This is a genomic window from Photobacterium sp. GB-72 (assembly GCF_003026095.1).
Taxonomy (GTDB): domain Bacteria; phylum Pseudomonadota; class Gammaproteobacteria; order Enterobacterales; family Vibrionaceae; genus Photobacterium.
Map to the genome: position 1 here is coordinate 1 of NZ_PYNV01000010.1, position 22,237 is coordinate 22,237.

The 22,237-nt window shown below is 41.3% G+C and carries 24 protein-coding genes; 12 read left to right on the forward strand and 12 right to left on the reverse strand.

Features of this window, described 5'->3' with window-relative positions:
• Nucleotides 1-377: 377 nt before the first annotated feature.
• Nucleotides 378-1,703: a putrescine-ornithine antiporter gene (gene potE / locus C9J40_RS12150; RefSeq protein WP_107208682.1), complete on the reverse strand. Its 1,326-nt coding sequence runs from the start codon at nt 1,701-1,703 to the stop codon at nt 378-380.
• Between the two features lie 708 nt (nt 1,704-2,411).
• Here potE and C9J40_RS21940 point away from each other — a divergent pair.
• Nucleotides 2,412-2,567 carry a prepilin-type N-terminal cleavage/methylation domain-containing protein gene (locus C9J40_RS21940; RefSeq protein WP_146144321.1) on the forward strand — a complete coding sequence of 52 codons (156 nt, stop codon included), beginning with the start codon at nt 2,412-2,414 and terminating at the stop codon, nt 2,565-2,567.
• A 461-nt stretch (nt 2,568-3,028) separates the two neighbouring features.
• Here the strand turns inward: C9J40_RS21940 and C9J40_RS12160 are convergent, their stop codons facing one another.
• From C9J40_RS12160 to C9J40_RS12170, 3 genes are all read right to left on the reverse strand, one after another.
• The gene (locus tag C9J40_RS12160; RefSeq protein WP_107208681.1) at nt 3,029-3,496 is read right to left on the reverse strand and encodes a glycine zipper 2TM domain-containing protein; all 468 of its coding nucleotides are present in this window, start codon (nt 3,494-3,496) and stop codon (nt 3,029-3,031) included.
• A 120-nt stretch (nt 3,497-3,616) separates the two neighbouring features.
• The gene (locus C9J40_RS12165) at nt 3,617-4,204 is read right to left on the reverse strand and encodes a tRNA-uridine aminocarboxypropyltransferase (RefSeq protein ID WP_107247027.1); all 588 of its coding nucleotides are present in this window, start codon (nt 4,202-4,204) and stop codon (nt 3,617-3,619) included.
• Nucleotides 4,205-4,282: 78 nt separating this feature from the next.
• Nucleotides 4,283-4,699 carry a hypothetical protein gene (locus C9J40_RS12170; protein ID WP_107208679.1) on the reverse strand — a complete coding sequence of 139 codons (417 nt, stop codon included), beginning with the start codon at nt 4,697-4,699 and terminating at the stop codon, nt 4,283-4,285.
• A gap of 60 nt (nt 4,700-4,759) precedes the next feature.
• On the opposite strand from C9J40_RS12170, the gene C9J40_RS12175 reads away from it, so the two are divergent.
• Nucleotides 4,760-5,218 (forward strand): EVE domain-containing protein, encoded by a 459-nt coding sequence (locus tag C9J40_RS12175; RefSeq protein ID WP_107208678.1) that lies wholly within the window; start codon nt 4,760-4,762, stop codon nt 5,216-5,218.
• A gap of 57 nt (nt 5,219-5,275) precedes the next feature.
• Here the strand turns inward: C9J40_RS12175 and C9J40_RS12180 are convergent, their stop codons facing one another.
• Nucleotides 5,276-6,082: a Cof-type HAD-IIB family hydrolase gene (locus C9J40_RS12180; protein WP_107208677.1), complete on the reverse strand. Its 807-nt coding sequence runs from the start codon at nt 6,080-6,082 to the stop codon at nt 5,276-5,278.
• Nucleotides 6,083-6,239: 157 nt separating this feature from the next.
• Nucleotides 6,240-7,160, reverse strand: coding sequence for an alpha/beta fold hydrolase (locus C9J40_RS12185; protein ID WP_107208683.1), 921 nt, complete (start codon nt 7,158-7,160; stop codon nt 6,240-6,242).
• 265 nt (nt 7,161-7,425) lie between these two features.
• Here C9J40_RS12185 and rhtB point away from each other — a divergent pair, with 265 nt between their 5' ends.
• Together rhtB and C9J40_RS12195 are read left to right on the forward strand one after the other, a co-directional pair.
• Nucleotides 7,426-8,043, forward strand: a complete 618-nt coding sequence (rhtB, locus tag C9J40_RS12190) for a homoserine/homoserine lactone efflux protein (RefSeq protein WP_107247029.1) — start codon at nt 7,426-7,428, stop codon at nt 8,041-8,043.
• Nucleotides 8,044-8,072: 29 nt separating this feature from the next.
• Entirely contained in the window at nt 8,073-9,296 is a 1,224-nt protein-coding gene (locus C9J40_RS12195; RefSeq protein WP_107208675.1) for an EAL and HDOD domain-containing protein, read from the forward strand.
• Nucleotides 9,297-9,433: 137 nt separating this feature from the next.
• Here the strand turns inward: C9J40_RS12195 and C9J40_RS12200 are convergent, their stop codons facing one another.
• The 3 genes from C9J40_RS12200 to C9J40_RS12210 form a co-directional block, all read right to left on the reverse strand.
• The gene (locus C9J40_RS12200) at nt 9,434-9,910 is read right to left on the reverse strand and encodes a Dps family protein (protein ID WP_107247030.1); all 477 of its coding nucleotides are present in this window, start codon (nt 9,908-9,910) and stop codon (nt 9,434-9,436) included.
• 269 nt (nt 9,911-10,179) lie between these two features.
• Complete coding sequence (locus C9J40_RS12205) at nt 10,180-11,037, reverse strand: LysR family transcriptional regulator (protein WP_107208673.1); 858 nt, start codon at nt 11,035-11,037, stop codon at nt 10,180-10,182.
• 113 nt (nt 11,038-11,150) lie between these two features.
• Nucleotides 11,151-12,746 carry an AbgT family transporter gene (locus C9J40_RS12210; protein WP_107208672.1) on the reverse strand — a complete coding sequence of 532 codons (1,596 nt, stop codon included), beginning with the start codon at nt 12,744-12,746 and terminating at the stop codon, nt 11,151-11,153.
• A gap of 364 nt (nt 12,747-13,110) precedes the next feature.
• Between C9J40_RS12210 and C9J40_RS12215 the strand changes: the two genes are divergently transcribed.
• Together C9J40_RS12215 and C9J40_RS12220 are read left to right on the forward strand one after the other, a co-directional pair.
• On the forward strand, nt 13,111-13,833 hold the full coding sequence (locus tag C9J40_RS12215; protein WP_107208671.1) for an SDR family oxidoreductase: 723 nt from the start codon (nt 13,111-13,113) through the stop codon (nt 13,831-13,833).
• A gap of 160 nt (nt 13,834-13,993) precedes the next feature.
• Complete coding sequence (locus C9J40_RS12220; protein ID WP_107247032.1) at nt 13,994-14,998, forward strand: acyltransferase; 1,005 nt, start codon at nt 13,994-13,996, stop codon at nt 14,996-14,998.
• Between the two features lie 61 nt (nt 14,999-15,059).
• Here C9J40_RS12220 and C9J40_RS12225 read toward each other — a convergent pair whose 3' ends face one another.
• Nucleotides 15,060-15,392, reverse strand: a complete 333-nt coding sequence (locus C9J40_RS12225) for a DUF2500 domain-containing protein (protein WP_005372057.1) — start codon at nt 15,390-15,392, stop codon at nt 15,060-15,062.
• A gap of 189 nt (nt 15,393-15,581) precedes the next feature.
• Here C9J40_RS12225 and C9J40_RS12230 point away from each other — a divergent pair, with 189 nt between their 5' ends.
• The 5 genes from C9J40_RS12230 (at nt 15,582) to C9J40_RS12255 (ending at nt 19,824) form a co-directional block, all read left to right on the forward strand.
• On the forward strand, nt 15,582-15,938 hold the full coding sequence (locus tag C9J40_RS12230; protein WP_107208669.1) for a DUF4145 domain-containing protein: 357 nt from the start codon (nt 15,582-15,584) through the stop codon (nt 15,936-15,938).
• Between the two features lie 978 nt (nt 15,939-16,916).
• Nucleotides 16,917-17,537 (forward strand): lysoplasmalogenase, encoded by a 621-nt coding sequence (locus C9J40_RS12240; protein ID WP_107247033.1) that lies wholly within the window; start codon nt 16,917-16,919, stop codon nt 17,535-17,537.
• A 22-nt stretch (nt 17,538-17,559) separates the two neighbouring features.
• Nucleotides 17,560-17,880 carry a DUF2007 domain-containing protein gene (locus C9J40_RS12245; protein WP_005372049.1) on the forward strand — a complete coding sequence of 107 codons (321 nt, stop codon included), beginning with the start codon at nt 17,560-17,562 and terminating at the stop codon, nt 17,878-17,880.
• Nucleotides 17,881-18,187: 307 nt separating this feature from the next.
• A complete protein-coding gene (locus C9J40_RS12250; protein ID WP_045085049.1) occupies nt 18,188-18,430 on the forward strand; it encodes a hypothetical protein in 243 nt (80 codons plus the stop codon).
• 242 nt (nt 18,431-18,672) lie between these two features.
• Nucleotides 18,673-19,824, forward strand: coding sequence for an iron-containing alcohol dehydrogenase (locus tag C9J40_RS12255; protein WP_005372756.1), 1,152 nt, complete (start codon nt 18,673-18,675; stop codon nt 19,822-19,824).
• Between the two features lie 80 nt (nt 19,825-19,904).
• Here the strand turns inward: C9J40_RS12255 and C9J40_RS12260 are convergent, their stop codons facing one another.
• Nucleotides 19,905-20,171, reverse strand: a complete 267-nt coding sequence (locus C9J40_RS12260) for a DUF1145 domain-containing protein (protein ID WP_005372036.1) — start codon at nt 20,169-20,171, stop codon at nt 19,905-19,907.
• Nucleotides 20,168-20,773: a 16S rRNA (guanine(966)-N(2))-methyltransferase RsmD gene (gene rsmD / locus C9J40_RS12265; protein WP_005372034.1), complete on the reverse strand. Its 606-nt coding sequence runs from the start codon at nt 20,771-20,773 to the stop codon at nt 20,168-20,170. Before rsmD ends, C9J40_RS12260 begins: the two co-directional genes overlap by 4 nt.
• An 84-nt stretch (nt 20,774-20,857) precedes the next feature.
• Here rsmD and ftsY point away from each other — a divergent pair, with 84 nt between their 5' ends.
• Nucleotides 20,858-22,237, forward strand: a complete 1,380-nt coding sequence (gene ftsY / locus C9J40_RS12270) for a signal recognition particle-docking protein FtsY (RefSeq protein ID WP_107208666.1) — start codon at nt 20,858-20,860, stop codon at nt 22,235-22,237.

Genomic DNA, 22,237 nt, shown 5'->3' on the forward strand with positions numbered 1-22,237 from the left:
GTGCATCTTCGTAAGAAGTGGCAGTAACGATTTCGATAGTACGGCTTTCTAATTCAGCGATTAATGATTTAGTTGCACGATCGGCAAAGCTGTTTGGAGTAATGTTTTGGTGCTCAATAACGAGAGCACGCATTTTATTAGTACTATTATTGTTGTTCATAATAACGCCTGAATAGAATGATTGATGGCAGGTGTGTTTTACCACGACATAATTAATATGAAGTAATTAAACGCCTTGCCTAATACTTTTAGAAGGGAATAAATAATACTGCTTATTAATGTTTATATTAATTTTCAGTGTATTTATTATTTATTCCCATTTCATTTCTAGCTGGTTATTAATAAATTTCTTTAGTATCGAATTTATTAAATCTTAATTAGTTTGCTTTAACTTCTGGTTTAGTATCACGTGCTGCGATGAAACCGTAGAAGATGTAACCGAATAGCGTCAAGATGGTACCGCCGAATACTGCTGTCGCACCACAAGCGTATACACCGTAGATGCTGTAGATAACAGCTAATGTACCCACAACAGCGCCTAGGCGGTATTGTTTTGGTGTAACCATGTTTTTGCGAAGTAGCACTTCCAAACCTGTCATAGATAGGATGTAAGGTACCATGTTAATAAATACGGCTAGGTTCAATAGCGCGTTGAACTGACTGATCAAGTTTGGAGAGATAGTCATCACCGCTAGAATTAACTCAGCAACTAGCATGATAAGCATACCGGCAATTGGTGCACCTGCTTTGTTAGTCTTAGCAAAGATTTTAGGGAATAGACCTTCATCTGCCGCTGCTTTAGATACTTGAGCGTTAGTGAACTGCCAACCTAATAGTGAACCGATACATGCGATAACCGCTGCTAGTGTAACAATGTTACCTACTGTTGGGTTAAACATGTGGCTGAATACTAAGCCAAATGGTGCAGTAGATGCTGCTAGTTCTGCGTTAGGAATAATACCCTGGATAACACCAGTAGACGCAATGTAGATAACAGCAGCGAAACCTGTACCAAATAGTACTGCTAGTGGTACGTTACGCTCTGGATTTTCAACTGCATCAGAGTTAGCACCAGCAGATTCAATACCTAGGAACGCCCATAGAGTCAGTGCGATACCTGAAGATACAGAGTGCATTGTTGTGTCATGGTGTGGGTTCCATGCGCTCATGAATGTTTGTGGATCGAACCACCACCAACCGATAACAGATAGACCAAGTACAGGTAGAATAATACCCCAAACAGTGAATGCTGAGATTTGACCTGTGATCTTAGGACCACCAAAGTTAGCAACCATAGTAATGATAAGAATCGCACATACACCGAAGAAAGTGTGTACTGGCGTATCTAACCAAGGCATGAATGGCTTAATGTAACCAACAGCTGATACGGCAATTGCTACACAACTAATTACTAGACATACATAGTATGTGTAAGAAGAGATAAAGAAAGATGATTTGCCGTGTGCTTCTTCTGCGTAAGCTGACATACCGCCTGAACGTTTACAAAAAGCACCACATTTAGCAAACGTGTAAGCAATACACATTGCACCTAATGCTGTAACCACCCAAGATAACATTGAAATAGCACCAACTTGAGCCAAGCTCGCTGGTAGCATAATAATACCGGAACCCATCATGTTAACTGCAACAAGTACAGTTAAACCGACAAGGCCCATTTTTTTAGTGCCAGTATCTGATGACATATATTCACCTATGATTAGAAGGTAATAACTACTAAATAAGAAAGTAGTTATCGTTATATTTAATAAGACCCAATCCATGGCGAATTCATTAATAACATTAAGGTTATTATTTTATTTTTTAGTAGGGGGAACTAACTAAAAAATAACTCAGATATAAACCTTGGATATTAAGACTTATATATGAGAGTGAATTCGTTGTCCTTTCGATGAAGCGTATAATGCGACTGTTTTGCTTAAAAAAAAACGTTAATTTCGGAATGAAACGTTCCATTTTTAGTGTCAATAATGACAAACAGTATCGTTATTCGTTCAGTAACTATCGTGAATAACGTCAACTCATGAGTTGATGCTGTCAGGGCGGAGGCAAAAATAGCAATGAATAACAATGGGTTGTAAGTCTCGCGGGGTGAGATTTATCATGTGAAATAGACTTGAAAAGTGAATAGTTAAAATATATTTATTCGCTTTTCGTGCGATTTAATGCCATTTGTATGGTGTTTATTTTTTTCTTATTCAGGGTTAATTTTTATTTAATGACAGTAAAAAGTACTTTTTTAGTGAGAAATCGACGTCACTTTGAGAGGTTTAGTAAAAACTTAAATGATACGTTCAGGATTCATTAATAATAAATGGAATATTAATAATATTTTTAATCGTTTTTTGTAATAAAAGACCGTCATTATTTTCAATAATACGCATTGATTTATTATGCCTTTAAATAATTTAGGTGTTGGCGGTGGATTAATGAAGCGTAAATTCGGTTTTACTCTTTTAGAGTTAGTCATCGTTATTGTTAGCTTAGAGAGTTTAGTTGTTGTTGCGATACCCCAACCTCGTAACCATCAATATCAAAGCGATGATTAGTGGGAAAGAAACAGCTTTATTGAGTACCGTTGATGCTATATCGATAGCAAATGATTACCCCACTGCAACGAAGAGGGGTATTGTTCAAGCGCTAGCCTCACCGAATACTTGATATCATTATCGAATGGATATGAAAACACTCACGTTAAGTGATCATTGTTGGAGTGGTTGGGCTGGCAGTATGCTGACAATAATAGATTTTAGATACGCATTATTATGTCATGTACGTTAATTTCGCAGAGGGAGCGGAAGGGGCTGGTCATACTCCTCCCTTTCATTTAGAACGCTATTTTAAGATCTGCTATCAAGCAACCGACAATACAGCTCATAACAATGAGCCTAATTTGTTAAATGCCCGATGATTACAGTCATTGATGATAAATGCTGAAGCAATATCTATCACGATCAAAGAAAAAGGCGCTAAATTAGCGCCTTTTGGGGTGTTTTTTAAGAAGAAATACTTAAGCTGGCGTGACGCGAGAAGTGCCATCGTCAGAGATGTTAATTTGAACGCGCTCACCGGCGTGGAACATGACGTTAGGGTTAACCTGCTGCACGATAGAAACGGTACGACCACTATCTAGCTTTATTGTTAGGTTTACACCATTACGCTTAGTGACTTCGTTACCTGCTTCGTTACCAAGGTAACCGCCTAATAGCGCACCACCAATTGCCGCAATTTGCGAGCCGGTACCACCGCCTACGCCTGAGCCTAAAATCCCACCAATAGCACCGCCAGCAAGTGTACCAATACCATTACCGTTACCATTTAGTGTTACCGCTTGGGTACGAGTTACGGTGCCGTAATATACTTCTTGCATCTGGCGTGCATCATTAACATTGTAAGCATTACCATAAGGATTGGTTGCACAGCCTGCGAGACCTAACGTCGATAAAATCACGGTTAAGACAAGTATCTTTGTTTTCATGTTGTTTCTTCAATAAAAATACAGTGTTTAAATATTGGGTGTAATTTGAGCTTATTCGATAAGAAAAGAAAGCACGAAAACTCATTTTACTAAAACAGTAAATATAAGGTATTGAATCTGTTAATACGTTCTCTTATGTCCACTTTTATCAGCATGAAAAGTGTTAATAAATGCCGAGAAGTATTGGTGTAATTGTGCTGCTTCTGTTGTGAATTGAAGTTGAGTCAGTAGCGCTATCCCTACTTCACAGGTACATAAATTACCGTCTTGCTGATTACGTCGTAAGGCGTAGTTTGATGTCTGTTGTGGCGTTAAAGCTAAACGCGGTAAGTCACTAAGCCAAGGGCTTTTACGTACCATTTTTTTTGCTTCTTGCCAGGTCGCATCAAGAATAATAAACAGGGGGATGGGTTGGTCAGTATGGGCTTGAGGTAGCTCAATAGGGGGATGTTGCTCATCGCTTGGGAAAACCAGATAGGCTTGGTAGTGAGGATCACGCAGTTGCGCGAGCAAGTGTGCTGGCGGCTCGGTACGTTGCCATACCTCAACGCGGCAATGAGGCAAACTGTTTACCAGCAACTTACCTGTGTTGGTATCTTTATTAAGCTCTCGAGGGTGAGTTAATAACACAAAGTGTGCGGGGCACTGAAGGTGTGGCTCAAGGTTGCAAATACAATTGTGCTGAAAGCCACAGCGAGGGCATGACATGGTTATTTCTCCTAACCTCAAATACCCTTGCAGTGTGGCATAAATCGATGTCTTAAGTCACGACAGTGATAATGGCGTTTAGTCTTGTTTTGTCAGTACTAACCCATTATTGCCGATATGATATTTCTGACCGTTGACGGTTTCTTCTGTTGCGCTGAGCTGCTTCTTACTCGGATCAAAGGTATAAATACGTTCGCTATTGAGCCCATGATGTGAGGTCATCTTTACTTGCAGTTGAGTGTCGCTGATCGCTTGCCAATTCCCGTTTTCTTTTAGACTTGGATCGCCATTGGTGTATTGATATGTGGTTGTTGCAGAGTGATCGCTTTTAAGGCTCAGTAGAGTCGTTAATCCCATTTCTGGCTGACTTTTATACTCACCCACCCAATTACTATTACTGTCATCGCCACCAAAGCTACTTGGTAACCAACTTGCACAGCCAGTTAGCGTAGATGCGGTAAAGATAAGGGCGAGGGGTAACCGTGAAACTGTCATTTTATTCTCTCTATGGTAGGCTCAAATTCATGAGGAAGTTGGCAGTAATGGTAGAACAATATGGCCTATTGGTTATTTAAAACCGAACCAGATACATTTTCTATAGACACCCTAAAATCACAAAAAGTTTCACCTTGGGAAGGCGTCCGTAATTATCAGGCGCGTAATATGTTACGTGACGAGGTGAAATTAGGCGATCAAGTCTTCATTTATCATTCATCGTGTAAAGATGTCGGTGTAGTTGGGATCGCAACGGTGGTGAAAGCCTCGTATCCCGATCACTTCCAGTTTGATCCCGAGTGCCCGTATTTTGATCCGAAATCAGATCCAGAAAATCCACGCTGGTTTATGGTTGATATTGAATACCAACGTCACTTACGGTTAGTTAGCTTAAAGCGTATGAAAGCTAATCCAGCCTTGGCTGAGATGCCATTAGTAAAAAAAGGCAGTCGCTTAAGTGTGATGCCAGTTACTGACGCGCAATGGCAGGAAATTTTAACCATGACAGGGCAGTTCTAAACTGTTTTTCAAGGGGAAAAGAAAAAGGCTGTGTTTAACAGCCTTTCTATAGGGGGATTATGCGTGATTAAGGAGATACTTTTCTAAGTAGTGCGCTACCGCTTCATCAGCACTTGAACCGATAACCTCATTATCTGGCAGTGCTTGTTTCACTTTGTCATGAGAGGTGCCCATGATTAAGCCTTTACCTGCCATTGATAGCATTTCAACATCATTCATCCCATCACCAAAAGCAATACAATCGTCTAATGTCAGCTCGAGCGCTTTGGCGACAGCGGCTAAGGCATCGCCTTTAGAGACACCCGCATCCATTACTTCTAAGCACCAAGGTGTGGAAAATGCGATATTCGCTTTATCTTTAAACTCTTGATTAAAGGCTTGCTCCCACTTCACCATTTTCTCATGGTCAAGATCATCACGGGTGAAGAAAACTTTTAATACGTTATCTGTCGGCGGGTTCTCAACATCAAATAACTGATAGTTAAAGCTATCGTGGAAATCACGCAGTGCTTCATTTTCATGATTAAGTAGCCAATGGTCGCCTTGGTACAAGTGAATGTGTAAATCAGGATCGTGCTTTGCGAGTGCAATAACGCCACGGATCACTTCAGGGCTTAAACTTTGTTGGAACACAAGATTACCGTCGGCATCATGCACACTGGCGCCATTTGATGTGATCATGTAAGCCGGAATGCCCAGTTTTTCACGCATTTCAGCGACATCTATATGGTGGCGACCTGTTGCAAATACAAAATGCTTATTGTGTTGATAAAGACGTTGTAAGACATCTTGAGTAAACGGGGCGATCTTATGCTCAGGAGTAAGCAAGGTGCCATCTAGATCTGAAGCAACAATTTTAAACATGTGAACTCTCGATAGTAAAACGGGCGGTAATGGTATGTAGCATGCCAATGAGAGATTAATTCTAGAACAAGTCAAAGAGGAAAAAAGAGGCTAAAGTTGGATAATTAGACTTCCGCTTTTCGTTCGCTTGATAAAAACGAAAGTCTGTTAGTGAAGATTAAGCAAAATGCGCCAAGAGTGCGGTAATCGCTTGGTTACGGAGCGGATCACTTTCAAATAAGATCTCATGGCGAGAACCTTCAATGATCTGAAAATCACAGTGTCCAGAGCCTTGGTTTAGCTGTTGATGAAATTGCTGCTGACAGGCGTTATCAACAATTTTATCTTCACTGCCTTGAAGTAAAAGAACAGGGATAGTGATGGTATTGGCTTGTTGAATCGCTCGACGTGCTGCTTTAATACTTTCCCATACCCAGTGATTACTTGCGCCACCAATGCGTAATTCAGGGCGGACATCATAAAGCTCGCGAAACCATTGGTAACGTGTTTGGCTGTGGGTAAGCAAGTTGCCATTGAACGGTTTTGCATAATAGGGCTTTTGACCAATAGCATAGTGAGGTTGACGACGAAATAATTCGGTGATGCCAATCAAGGCTTCGGCAAAGGGCTTTAAGTGAGGTTTAACATAGATGCCATGCATTGGCGCACTTAGTACGGCGCGATCAAAAAGAGTGGGATAACGAGCAAGTGCTAAACTGGTGATTGCCCCTCCCATTGAATGACCAAGGATGAAGTGCTGTTTATAACCTTGTGGTTTGACGATGTTTTGCATAAAAAGATGCAAGTCTTCAACGTAGTCATCAAAGTCTTCGACATACCCCAATTCATGATCGTCCACTAAGCGTTCTGACACGCCCTGACCACGATGGTCGAAGGAATAAACATGGTAGCCTTGTTTGACTAAATCATAGAACAGCTCTTGGTATTTCCAATAGGTTTCTACTCGTCCATTAACCACGATAATGACTTTATCACTGCACTTTGGGGTTAAACTGACCCATCCTAATTCACATTGTTTAACGCCCGTGAATTTTCCTTCGTGACGTTGTTGCCACATTTCACTTACCGCACTCGTCATTGTGTCTGTGAAATGTTCTTCTTGAGAAAAAGGGAGAAAAGTCGAAGGTTGACAAGTCATTAAAGCGCGTCCGAAATTTATCTGTTTAAAAATCATCACAGCAAATTATGGCGTGGCGATTACTGTGGATTAGTCAAAAATGGCATACTTAGTACAGTATACCTTATTTATCTAAGACAGAATAAGTGTATCCATATTGCTTTATTTGTTCTATTCAGGTTATAAACGCATTTTATAAATGTCATAAAAATTTCATTGAGATCACATGAGTATTGATGTTTGGTTAGCATATTTGCTCGCTGCAGTTATCTTTAGTTTTGCACCTGGCTCTGGGACCGTAAATTCAATCAGTAATGGGATGGTTTATGGCTGGCGTAAGTCATTAGCCTCTATTATCGGCTTGCAGTGTGGTATGGCTGCACACATCATTCTTGTTGGCGTAGGGCTAGGAACGATAGTCGCTGGCTCTGAGTTGGCTTTTACCATTATTAAATGGCTAGGCGCGGTGTATTTAGTGTGGCTCGGGATCCAAAAATGGCGCGAGAAGTCAGCATTAGCCTTAGATGAGCGTGATAGCTCCATATCGGCTACCACATTGTTTAAACGAGCAGTGTTTGTCAATTTAACCAATCCCAAAACGATTGTGTTCTTAGTTGCGTTATTTCCTCAGTTTATCAATCCAGTAGAACCTCAATTACCGCAGTTATTGGTACTTGGTATCACGACATTAGTCGTCGATGGTTGTGTAATGTTATTTTATGTACTGTTAGCGTCACGCTTTACCCGCTATATCCGTTCAACAACGGTGATGTCTCGTTTAAACCGTTTATTCGGATCTATGTTTATCGGATGTGGTGCTTTACTTGCTTTGGCTCGCGCGTAAATTTTGATGATAGATAAAGGAAAGGTTTGATGTATTCCTATGTTGCTCGTCAGCCAATTTTTAATCGTAAGCAACAAACGATTGGCTATGAATTATTATTTCGTGACGGAGAAAGTAATGCTTTTCCGAATATCGATGCGAGTGAAGCGACATGTCGCTTAGTTATGGAAAATTACATGGCGATTGGTGACAACCGCTCATACAAAGGTCAGCGAAATTTTATTAATTTTCCTGAGCATTGTTTGATTGAATTGATGCCATTATTACTGCCTAAAGATAAAGTTATTATTGAAATTCTTGAAAGTTGTCGTCCAAGTGATGAGCTTTTACAGGCAGTTAAACATCTCCACCAAAAAGGCTATCTCTTTGCGCTTGATGATTTTGATTGTCATCCTGAATGGCAGCGTTTCCTGCCGTATATATCCGTCATTAAGTTAGATTTACTGGCGCTAGGTCTCGATCAAGCCTGCCAATATGTCAAAGATAACCAGCACCTAAAAGCCAAGTTTTTAGCGGAAAAAGTCGAAACCTATGATGACTATTCGCAAGCATTAGCTGCGGGATTTCATTTATTCCAAGGTTATTTTTTCAGTAAACCTGAAATGCTAAAAAGCCGTAAAGTGGCACCATCAGAGCTTACAACGGTACAGCTACTGCATGAAATCTCCCATGATCCGGTCGATTTTTCGCGTATCGAAACCATTATTAGCAGTGATGTCTCTCTGTCCTATTTATTACTCCGTTACGTCAATACCGTGACCAAGCGCTTACGCTCACCGATCAGCTCATTTCGCCAAGCTTTAGTGTATTTAGGTGAAGATAACTTACGCTTATTTATTGGTGTGGTGGCGACCGCACATGCTGCGCTTGATAAGCCGAAAGAGCTTTATGCTTTATCGTTATTACGCGCCAAAATGTGTGAGTTACTGGTGACAAAAGGCGGCATTGTGCTGCGCTCAGAACAAGCTTTTTTAGCCGGGATGTTCTCGTTATTGGATGCCTTGCTTGATAATTCATTAGAGAGCTTACTGGATATGATCCAGCTTCAACCTGAAATTAAATCCGCACTTTTACAACGTAATGGGCGATTGGGCTTAGTGTTGGATGTGGTTGATGCGTTTAGTACTGCAGATTGGACACGGGTACAGATTTGTTGTCAGGTGTTGGGGATAAAAGAAAAAGTGGTGCATGAAAGTTATTTAGCTGCGGTTGAGTGGGCAGATAAATGTACCGCGGTGAATTTAAAACGATGAAAAAATGGGGGCTATGTAGTCTCGCCCCCGAATGGGAATCATAATATTGCAGTTGGAGAGCCGAAGCGGGCCGCGCCGTTGATACAGCACATATAATATGGATCAACTAAATCCATATCAGCTTGTCTATCTATTTTCTATTGGCGGTATGCATTTAACATCCATAGCAGTTTTTCTTGTTCACGGATGTAATCACCCATCAATGCTGCCGTACCTTCATCACCCGCATCACCTGCTTGCGCTAAAATTTGACGTTCTAAACGTAGCAAGACACTAAAGCCATTTACTAAGCCTTCAACACAGTCTTTACCTTGTGTTGCATTGCGATGTTCTTTGATATCACTCACGGTGAGGTAACTGCTGAAGCTATGATCTGGCGTATGACCAAGGGTTAAAATCCGCTCTGCAAGTTCATCGATTTTTAGCTGAAGATCGGTGTAGATCTCTTCAAACTTCACATGAAGTTCAAAAAACTCTTGTCCTTTAATGTTCCAGTGATAGCCACGGGTATTCATGTATAACACTTGGTAATCAGCTAATAATTTATTGAGGTCTGTAGCCAGAGCTTGCGCTTTTTGGGTATCGAGACCGATTAAATTCATTTCGCTAGTCATGCTACTTTCCTCACTTATTCGATAAATTAGCTAAAAGGTGCTGACCTCTCAGAAGATGTATTCATTATAGGGCGAACCTCATGATAGATATAACTGTTAGGTTCTATTGTACCAATAGGTTTTAGCTATCTTTATTGGCTAGATAAGCGAAAGCCACCAGATGTGATTCGGTAAACATCGAGTGGCTTTCTAAAGAGAGTGATGACTATTTACGCTGCGATTAGATCACCGTGGCAGTTTTCACCATAGCAAGGGGTGATAGGAAAAACTTAACCTTTTTCTGCCTGTGTTGCGGTCACGCTTTGGCTCAGTACCTTAATGCACTCAGAAAGGGCCGGGTTTAAGGTTTTACTGGCGGGATAGCACAGCCCTAAACGGCGGAACATCCGTGGTCCTTCTAACGGTACTGCCACCAATTGATTGGCACTTTCCAGTACCCCTGTAGGGAGAAACGAAATGCCAAGCCCAGCTTGAACCAAGTGCATGACTTGAGTTTTATGCTCAGCTTTTGCAACGAGATTAACGGATAGGCCATCACAGGCGAGTAAGCTAATAGTCTGCTGATGGGCTTCGCAAGGCGGGCACTCAATAAAATCATGCTGGTGCAATTGCTCAGGCGAGACCGACGGCAAGTTTGCCAACGGGTGATCAGGCAACATGCAGAGGACGTAATCTTCATCCCATAGCGGCAAAAAGATCTCATCTTCTGCTTTGAACATATCAAGAGTTAAGCGCGCATCGGCAGGTTTTTCGTGATCAACCAGTTCGAGCGATAAATTGGCAATGTTGTGGTGTAAAGTTGCAAAGACTTTCGCCAGTTGGCTTTGGCTTAAATCAGGAAAATTTGCCAAGGTCAGTGGTAATCGCTCGGTGCGTTGCTGGAACAGTTGCGGTAGGGTATTTACATCATTAAGCAAACGGATCGCTAACGGATATAAGTAGTGAGCTTCATCGGTGACATCAACCCCTTTTTTATGACGTAAAAACAGTACAGTATTCAGCTCTTGCTCTAGTTGCTTAATACCGTTAGAGATCGACGGTTGAGAAACAAAGCAGCGCTCTGCGGCAAGGGTGATGTTTTTTTCTTCATAAACTGCAATGAAAAAGCGTAGTAGTCGTAAATCCATCGTAAGTTACCTGCATATGATGCTAAGTGAGCAGATTATCATAGGAATCGAATAAGCGGGAAAACAGGCACAAAAAAGCCGGACATGGTGCCCGGCTAAAGGAGGATTACAGGTTAACCTGCGATGTTGTAGTAAGTATTCGCACCTGGGCCGACTGGGATACCCAGAACGAACACCCAAACATAGAACATGATGCTCCAGCCAATCACGAATACAATCGAATAAGGCAGCATAGTTGCTATTAGCGTACCTAAACCAAGGTTCTTCTGGTAACGAGTGGCTACTGCTAGGATCATACCGAAGTAGCTCATCATAGGGGTGATGATGTTGGTAACAGAATCACCGATACGGTATGCCGCTTGAATGGTTTCAGGCGCATAACCTACCAGCATTAACATTGGAATAAAGATAGGTGCGGTTACCGCCCACTGCGCTGATGCCGAACCAATCATGAGGTTGATAAAACCACACATTAGGATGAAGGCGAAGAACAGCGCTGGGCCTGTTAGACCAATAGACTGTAGGAAATCTGCACCACCAACCGCGAACACTTGACCGAAGTTAGTCCACTTAAAGAACGCCACGAATTGAGCTGCGAAGAACACCAGTACAATGTACATACCCATTGATGACATTGACACAGACATCGCGTTGATCACATCACGGTCGTTCTTCATTGTGCCTACTACTTTACCGTAGACAAAACCTGGGATGGCGAAGAACACGAAGATAAATGCCACGATACCTTTAAGGAACGGAGAGCCTGCCACTAAACCTGTTTGTGGGTTACGTAAAATACCGTCAGCAGGCACAATTGTCAGTGCGAGTAGTGCTGCAACAGCTAGCGCTGCAAGACCCGCCGCTTTCAAACCTCTCTTCTCAAGCGCAGTCAGTTTGCCCATTTTATCTTGGCTTAAATCATCACTGGCTTCAGAGGCATCGTATTTGCCTAGTTTCGGCTCAACGATTTTCTCTGTAACGAACGCACCCATGATGGTGATAGCAAAGGTTGAAGCAAACATGAAGTACCAGTTCACTTCTGGGCCAACAGTGTAATTAGGATCGATCATTTGTGCTGCAGTCTGGGTAATACCCGATAGCAGGGGATCAACCGTACCTAGTAGTAAGTTCGCACTGTAGCCACCAGATACACCAGCAAAAGCGGCTGCAAGACCTGCTAATGGGTGACGACCTAGCGAGTGGAATAGCATTGCCGCAAGTGGAATAAGTACCACGTAGCCAAGCTCTGAGGCGGTGTTAGAGATAATACCGGCAAATACCACAACCAGAGTTACCATGCGACGAGATGCGCCCATCACTAAACCACGCATCGCCGAAGAAAGTAGGCCTGAGTGTTCAGCAATCGCGACACCTAACATGGCAACCAGTACGGTACCTAGTGGTGCAAAGCCAGTGAAGTTTTTCACCAGGTTTGCCACGATAAGTTGCAAGCCTTCAGCATTTAATAGGCTGACCACGTGGATCATGCCGTCTGCAGCACGACCTGGTGCGCCTTCTGGTCGAGGATCGGCAACAGAAACACCGAAATAGCCTGCGATGCCAGAGGCAACTAAAATCGCGACACAGAAGATAGCGAAGAGTGTGATTGGGTGAGGTAATAAGTTACCTAACCATTCGACGGTATCAAGAAAACGGGTAAAAAGTGTTTTCTTAGGATGTGGTTGTTGTTGTGAAGCTGATGAATGCATCACTACCTCCAATATAGTTTTAATCCCATCAATGGGTACTGCTTTTGTGAATGAGATGTTATCTCGCAAAATGTTGTAAAATCAATGTTAAATTGTTTCTAATTGTAAATAGGTAATGAATAAGACTTTAAAACTTATCTTTGTATAGAATTTTAAACTGCTTTTACTGTTGTGTTTCTTGTTGCATAAAAAGTTTCAGTTAGATAAGAAAAGCGAATAAAAAAATCTCTTATCCATAATTTTTTTTGATGATAAACCTAAGAAATTGATATTTTTCACTTCTCTCAATCCGACCTATAGTGAATGCATCAACAACATGTCGGCCTGTTGAATATTTTTCGAATTACCAGAGTAGGAAAGTCTTATGTCTAAATCTTTAGTTGTTATTACGGGTGCAAGTTCGGGTATTGGTGAAGCAACAGCGCGTCAATTGTCTGCAGAAGGTTATCCATTATTATTACTTGCGCGTCGTGTAGATCGTATGGAAGCAATGAACCTACCTAATACACTATGTCGAGCAGTCGATGTGACTGATGCGCAAGCCATCCAAGCGGCCGTTACTGAAGCGGAAGAAAAGTTTGGTCCTGTTGATTGTTTAATTAACAATGCTGGCATGATGTTACTTGGTTTAGCTGATGAACAAGATCCAGCAGAATGGCAGACGATGTTTAATGTTAATGTGATGGGTATGCTAAACGGTATTCACGTTGTATTGGCAGGCATGAAAGCACGTAAACACGGTACAGTGATCAACATTAGCTCTATTGCAGGACGTAAAACCTTCCCTAATCATGCGGCGTATTGCGGAACTAAATTTGCGGTTCACGCGATCACTGAAAATATCCGTGAAGAAGTCGCTGACGATAATGTTCGCTTTATTACCATTGCACCAGGTGCTGTTGAAACAGAATTATTGAGCCATACCAGTAGTGACGCGATTAAAGCAGGCTATGAAGAGTGGAAAGAAGGTATGGGTGGGGTGATTGCACCACAAGATATTGCGAATGCGATTAGCTACGCTTACAACCAACCGCAGAATTTATGTATTCGTGAAATTGTGCTTGCTGCAACGCGCCAACAACCATAATGCGTTGGTGTTGAAGGAAGGAATGTCAGCGTGTCGTGAGTAATGTGAATAAAGACGCGCTTATTCAATACATGTTATTGATCCCCTGTTATATTTAAAGAGATGTTATTGGTATCAGTGATATTAATAACATCTCTTTTTTGTAGCAGAGGGATAGGTGATGAGAGAAAAGGTTGGGTATTTTGATCTTCTGCGGGTGGTTGCGGCCATTGCGGTAGTCGTGATCCATGTTTTAGGGCCGTATCGAGAACAATTAGGGCAAATACCTAACTGGGAATGGATCACCGCGATTACTTTTAACAGTTTTAGTCGTTGGGCGGTACCTGTATTCATTATGATCACAGGGGCATTAATGCTCAGTGATGAACGCCCATTTGAAGGGCGCTATTATTTCAAGCGCCGTGTCGGTAAAGTGTTGATCCCATTTGTTGTTTGGTCTGCTTTCTACGCTTTCTTCTCGGCGTTTTCTGCCTCAGGTACAGACTTTTCGACCAGTTGGAAGCTACTGACAGACATGCCTTTTCATGAAACTTACTACCACCTAGGTTTCTTTTACTACTTTATTCCTTTGTATGTCATAGTCCCTTTTTATCAATGGGCGGTACAACGTATGGAGCCTGGACAAGTAAAAGGGGTGGTGATGGTATGGCTGGTGATCACAGGATCGTATTTGTATCACATTGATGGCCTATGGAGTGAAACTTACCTGCTATACAGTGGCTATTTAGTCTTAGGCTACTGTCTGTACAAATATCATTGGCCTGCGATGAAGTGGCTTATTCCTTTAGCAATTGTGGCCTTGTTGGTGACAGATTATATGGTGGTGAGCCATAGTTTAGTGGCTGGCGAATATAAAATTGGTCGCTGGTTATCATACAAAACCCTGAATACAGCAATAGCGGCCGCAGGTGTCTTTGTTTTGTGTCGTTACATGTTTGATAAATTTAGTGAGAGTGCGCGTTCTCGATTAGCAATGCTGAGCCGCTATAGTTTAGGCGTGTATTTGCTCCATCCTATTTTCTTATGGCCATTGCGAAATTATGATTGGTATTTTGCGAACCCTCTGATTGCTATCCCTGTTTGGACAGTGATAGCGGGGGGGCTAGCGTTAGGAGCTAGTTGGTTATTAAGCCGTAGTTCGAAAACTGCTTGGTTAGTACCATAAAATAAAAAAGCCTGACAACGTCAGGCTTTTTTATTGCGTCCTATTGGCGGTTTAAATAGCGTTAATCACGCTGTAAGGCAAAGTGAATAAACTGCTGTCCACGATAGGTCATAGTGCCTTTATCTCCTGGGTTTAAAGCATGGTAATAGTGGATGCCCACCATAAATTCACGCTTTGGTCCTCCTGATATCGGCTCAACATAAATCCAATATTCTTCATCTTCTTCGCCCGCTTGAGCACCGATGATTTTATTGCTCTGTTTATCGAGGATCATTACGTCGAGTTTTTTCTCTGGCGCGCCAAGCCCCAGCGTATGTCGACGATAGCTAAAAATAAAATAGCCAAATGAGAAGATAAATAGAATGCAAATTGCCACGATGATCCCTGTTGGCATAACACTAACTCCTTGAACGATGAAAGACAGTTTCATGGCTATTATTCACAATCAGTGAAATATCACTAATCAATGGATAGAAAAGCGTGATCTATACGTGACAAAATGAAGCAAATTTTATGTTAGTTATATTGCATATTGGCACTTTAGTTGTAAGGTAAAGATATAGCATCAACAAGGAGTGGGCTCATGATTGATATTGAGCAAGTGATTGATCGTTCTCGCCGTATTGAAGATTTATTACGTCAGCATTATCACGCGAAAGGTTCTGAGCTTCAGCAATTAATTATCAGTTGTGAAGATCGCCTACCACATGATGTGCTAATTAAGCTGGATAAGATTGCTGAATTAAATAAACACTTCACTTCATCAGATACATTAGTTGATTCGAGTGATGAATTTATCAAGTTATGTAATTGGTGTGAAAAAGAGCTAGCCCCGCGAAGTAGTCGCTTGGTATGGGGAGTGGCTATTACATTATTGTGTGGCTTTACACTTGCGGCAATATGGTTTTATAGCGTGAATTGGCATCATATTAAGTTGTAAGCGTTAAATATTAGATTTTCTTATTTAGCCCGGTGCAGTAATGCGTCGGGTTTTCTTTTATTTAAAAATCAAAAATTGTAGGAATTTAATACGAATATTAACATTTTGTGACGTAGATAAAAAAATGGCGCCAATAGGCGCTATTTTTTGAAATTGATAATTCTTTTAGTAAAGAACGGGCAATGTCATTAGGCCTACAACAACTGCAATCATCATAAGTCCTTGTTTTTGTGAAGGTGTCATTATTTTTTCATCCTTTTTTAGTGGTTATTTTTTTCTTGACAAAAAGAATAACATTTTTTTGGCTGGTTTGGCAATTGAGGTTGGTGAAAAACTTAGATAAAAACATTTTAAAATCAAGATAAAGCTTTTAAATGGCAGAAAAAGAGAAGTTTATTGTTTTTTTACTATGGTGTTTTTTATGTTTTCTGTTTTGTTTTTATTTTATCTTTTTGATTTTATTGTTTTTATTGGTTTTTCGATGTGAGTGCGAATTGCTTAGTTATCAAAATAAGTGTTTATGTTATCTAGTCTTTTGTACTTTTATTTATTCTAACTTTTCTGTGGTGATGTTTGTTTTTTTATAACTAAATCAGTCGTTTTTTGTGTTTTTATTACCAAAACGCCTATTTGAATTGTGTTTTTATTTTTTTGGTGGTTTATTCACCAAGGTAATATGCGTAAAAAGTTACAGTGATAGCATGATTTTTTTTCTTATCTTAATGTTCTTATTGGTTTTTTTTAATTTGGTTTATAGTGTTCTTGAGGCTGCGATGTTTTTGGTGGATATAAAGTGGTAAAAATTAATAAAATAGCTTTTTACGAGAGATAAACGGTTGCTTTTACAATCTATCAAAGGTGCATTGAGGGCTGTTATGAGGTGGTTGTACACCATTTCTGATTATTGAGATGGCAAACACCATGATATTTGCTCACCTTTACAAAGAGTGTATTTAACAGCGTAGTGAATGTCTGATTATGTGGTTATGTATTATATTTTTAGCGGTATTGCACATTACTGCTGCTTATCGAGGACCACGCTGGCTTTACTATGTCAGTAAACCGTTAACGGTTATGTTGATGGTAATACTATGTGTATGGAGCGGTGCCCCTAGTTTTTATTACTGGGCAATTGTTATAGGGCTTTGCTTTTCAATCATTGGTGATATTTACTTAATGTTGCCAGCAGATCGGTTTCTTGCTGGCCTGATGAGCTTTTTTCTTGCTCATATTGCTTTTACCGTCGCATTTGCCAGTCAATGGCAAGGAACAATAAGCTGGTGGCTACTTGCGCTTTGTCTTGCCATCGGTATTGTCGTTTTTTTACTGTTGTTACCCTCTCTAGCACCACTACAAACGCCAGTTGCTTTCTATATACTCATTATTATGGCGATGACCTTTGCTGCTGGGCAGTATTGGTTGTTGTCCCATAGCCAAGCCGCACTATTTACCATCGTTGGCGCTATTTTATTTGTGCTATCAGATCTTACCTTGGCTGTTAATCGTTTTAAGGGTGAGTTCAGTGCCGCAACGGCGATCATTATGTCGACGTACTTTATTGCCCAAGGTTTATTTGTTGGCTCGGTACTCGTTTTATAGCCTGTCATTTGAGGAGTTATCTATGTCAGAGCAATGGCAGTGTATCTATAGCGCTTGTAATAGCTTGGAAGCGCACAGCGTGAAAGGGTTATTAGAAAGTGAGGGAGTGAATGCACGGTTAACGGGTGAGGCGTTAGGTGCTGCGATGGGAGAGCTTCCAGCGAATGTTGTTGAAGTGAAAGTATGGGTTGAGCAATGGCAATGGCAACGCGCACAAGGGATTGTCAGTGATTATAAACGCACTGATTACCATGATTGGCATTGTTCGCAGTGCGGTGAAGTGAATCAAGGGCAATTTGAATTGTGTTGGAATTGCCAATGCGACCGCGATCAAGAGCCTTAATTGAGGTGAAAAGTAAGTATCAAATCAACGTGCAAATGATAAGAAAACCCAACCGTCTTTAACCCCATTCTTTAATGCGTATCCCTTCTTGATAGATGGTTATTCCGAATTATCTTTTTGCTGTCTAATTTCCTCGTCTTACCTATTCCGCTATTAAGTACTTCACGATACTCTCTTTAATTATTGCTTATCAGTAATAATCTTTTGTGTTTTTATCGTATTGTTGTTTTCGGTGTAATTATTAATAATACATCCATCGAAACGCACAACGCGTTCACAAACATAAAGACACAAGGTTTTATTACTCATGAAAACAGTTATTAAAGCAACTATCGCAGCCGCTATCATCGCTATGTCTTACAACGCTTCAGCAAAAGATGGTGCGTTCACAGGTAATGTTCAATTTCAAAAAGCAGCGGCTAGCACTATGAATGCAGCTCACTACCAAAAACAAGGTACTGCAGAGCGTTCACACTCAGGTGTGGTATTCACACAATCAGCATCACAACTTACTTTTGCTGAAAAGCTACTGTCTGCTGCTGATAAATAAGCCGCTGAGCGCTGTAAACAATACGCCCATTTCTATTATTACCTATACGTAATAGTAATTTACTTTTAACTCTATTGTTTATATTTCAGTAAATGAGAAGATGTCGGCATCGACACCAACAACAACCATAACGATTCGATGCCAGTAACACTCACTTTGCTATTCACACTCTGTAAAAAATTCCGGCTTATGGCACATGCGATAAGCCAACATAAATTCTTAAATATTAACGGAGCTTCATTATGAGCAATGTATTCTACATGCCACCTGTAACATTAATGGGTCCTAACGCTATTCAATCTTTAGGTGCTGAACTTGCGTCAAAAGAGCTGAAAAAAGCCCTAATCGTGACAGACAGTGTATTAGTTGAAGTGGGTTTAGTGAGCAAACTAACTGACGAGCTTACTGCGCACGGCCTTGATTACACTATTTACGATGGTGTGCAACCAAACCCAACAGAGAAAAACATTGAAGATGGCCTAGCGTTACTTGCAAGCAGCCATTCTGATTTTGTGATTTCATTCGGTGGTGGTTCATCACACGATACTGCTAAAGGTATCGCACTTGTGGCAGCGAACGGTGGTCATATTCGTGATTACTCGAAAGGTGTACACCTTTCTAAAAAGCCACAACTTCCATTGGTAACCGTGAACACAACTGCTGGTACCGCTTCGGAAATGACCGTATTTGCAATCATCACTAACCAGGAAGATGAAACCAAATATCCTGTGGTTGATAAGCACTTCACGCCAATTATTGCAGTAAACGATTCAGAGCTAATGGTCGCAATGCCTAAGTTCCTAACTGCTGCAACCGGTATGGATGCATTAACACACGCCGTTGAAGCCTATGTTTCAACAGCTGCAACACCCATCACTGATGCATCTGCCATTAAAGCGATTGAACTGATTGTAAATAACCTAGAAACCGCAGTGAATGACGGCCAAAACCGCGAAGCTCGTGATGCAATGCAGTACGGCGAGTACCTTGCTGGGATGGCATTCTCTAATGCCTCTTTAGGTTACGTTCACTCAATGGCGCACCAATTAGGCGGCGTTTACGACCTGGCACACGGCCTATGTAACGCGATTCTATTGGCAGAAGTTTCACGCTTTAACGCCAAACAAGTACCAGAGCGTTTTGTTGATATTGCCAAAGCAATGGGTATCGACACAGCAGCAATGACCCAAGAGCAAGCAGTAAATGCAGCCCTTGAAGCGATTGATGCACTCTCTGAAAAAGTGGGTACTAAGCAACGCCTAGCTGATTTAGGTGTAACTGAAGACAAGCTAGCGTTCATGGCGCAAAACGCCCTAAACGATGCATGTTCTTTAACGAACCCACGCAAAGCGAGCCTAGAAGAAATCGTAGCGATCTTTAAAGCACGCATGTAATTACCCTGATTATCGGTAATGAGGTGATGCAACAAAAAAAGCGAACCCTAGGGTTCGCTTTTTTATTATCTTTAATTTGGTTACATCATATGCTTACGGCGGATATCAAGTAGGGCGAAGATACCAAAAATTAAAATGGACCATTTTTCCCAACCGGACATGTTAATTTTGTCGCCAAATGCACCAATAAATATCAGCATTTGTAAGCCATGCATCATAAACAAGAACGCTGTCATGATATATAACGCCATAGCAGCAACGCCAGGGAATGGGTGAACGATATTAATCAGTAGTACCAGCCAAACAAAGGCAATGGCAAGTTTTGCGATAAGTATTAGCGCCTTCATGGTTCCTCTCTTGCAAATAAGCGGTAGCAAACCTGTCCTGCCGTTTTTTCACGGTGTAGGTGCCAATGGCTTGGCGTTATCAGGTTGCCCAATTCCTTTTCTGCTTCAATATAGATCATTGCATGGGGAGCAAGCCAGCCGTTGTTTTCTAATGCGGCGATTACGTCTTGAATAAGATCTTTTCTAAATGGGGGATCAATAAAGACTAAATCATGTGCACGTCCTTGTTGTGACAAAAACGTTAAGCTGTCACCATTAACCACAGTGGCATTTTTTGCCCCAACGGTTTTTAAGTTTTGCTCTAATTGATTCGCGGCTTTTTTGTCGAGTTCAAGCATCGTTACGCTTTCAGCACCACGAGAAAGAGCTTCAAAACTTAAACCGCCGCTACCAGCGAACAGATCAAGGCATTTAGATTGATAAATGTCTTGCGCTAACCAGTTGAAAAGTGTTTCTTTTACACGGTCAGTGGTCGGACGTAGTCCTTCGACATCATGAACGGGTAATTTGCGTCCACGCCATTGTCCGCTAATGATGCGAACGAACCCGCCAGGACGATTATTTTGTGGTTTGCGAGTTGTTTGTTGTCTACGCTGCGTCATAGATTTTTTTGACCGTTAAGAAAATGATAGTATACACCTGTTTTTAGGCTGCAAATTGTACCAATCAAGCGCTAGGATTCGCCAATGGCAGAAAAAAAGAAACGCGGTTTATTTTCATGGCTCGGATTTGGCTCTGAAGATAACGATGCTCAAAAGGAACAAACTACTGAACAATCAGTAGTGGATGGGGCTATTGATAGCCCTGAATCAACACATTCCTCTGACGAGGCGAAGACGAAAGTTGAGCATAATAATGATGTTCAAACTGACGAAAGCGCTGCGGCAGAGCAAGAAAAGATTGCTAAGACCGATGATGTCGAATTGGCAAAGACGTTGCAAGTAGATGACACTGAAAAAAGCAGTGTTATTGAAGAAACTGTAACGACAGAGCCTGAAGCTTCAAATGTTCTTGAGCCTTCTAATGCAATAGATAATGCTGAGATTGTCGAATCTATCACTTCAACAAGCGTTGAAACAGGTGAAACTGAATCAGCGACGGAAGAAGAGATAGCAAAACCCGTCGAGCAAGAAAAACCAAAATCGGAAGGCTTCTTTGCCCGCTTAATGCGTGGTTTAAAGAAAACTAAAACCAACTTTGGTGCGGGTTTCTTTGGCTTATTTAGCGGTAAGAAAATCGATGATGAACTGTTTGAAGAGCTGGAAGAACAGCTACTCATTGCAGATGTCGGCATGGATACCACGCTGAAAATTATCGAAAATCTGACCGATAAAGCATCAAAAAAGGAACTTAAAGACGGCGAAGCCCTCTATGGTTTACTAAAAGATGAACTCGCTGGCATGTTAGCTAAAGTCGAACAACCTTTGGTTATCGATACTAGCAAAAAGCCTTATGTCATCTTAATGGTCGGCGTAAATGGGGTGGGTAAAACGACCACTATCGGCAAGTTAGCGAAGCAATTCCAAGCGGAAGGTAAATCTGTGATGTTAGCAGCAGGTGATACATTCCGTGCTGCTGCCGTTGAACAGCTGCAAGTTTGGGGTGAACGAAACCACGTTCCTGTTGTTGCCCAGCATACGGGGGCTGATAGCGCATCAGTGATCTTTGATGCCATTGAATCGGCAAAAGCAAAAAATGTTGATGTGGTTATTGCTGATACTGCTGGCCGTTTGCAAAACAAAGGCAACTTAATGGAAGAGCTGCGTAAGATTGTACGTGTAATGAAAAAGGTGGACGTTGATGCCCCTCATGAAATTATGCTAACTGTCGATGCGGGCACCGGTCAAAATGCCATTAGCCAAGCTAAATTGTTCAGTGATGTTGCTCCTGTATCAGGAATTACGATCACTAAATTAGATGGTACAGCGAAAGGTGGTGTGATCTTTGCGGTGGCAGATCAGTTTAATATTCCGATTCGATACATAGGTGTCGGTGAAGGTATTGATGATCTCCGTCCATTTGCTGCAGAAGAATTTATTGAAGCATTATTTAGTGATGAGGAATAA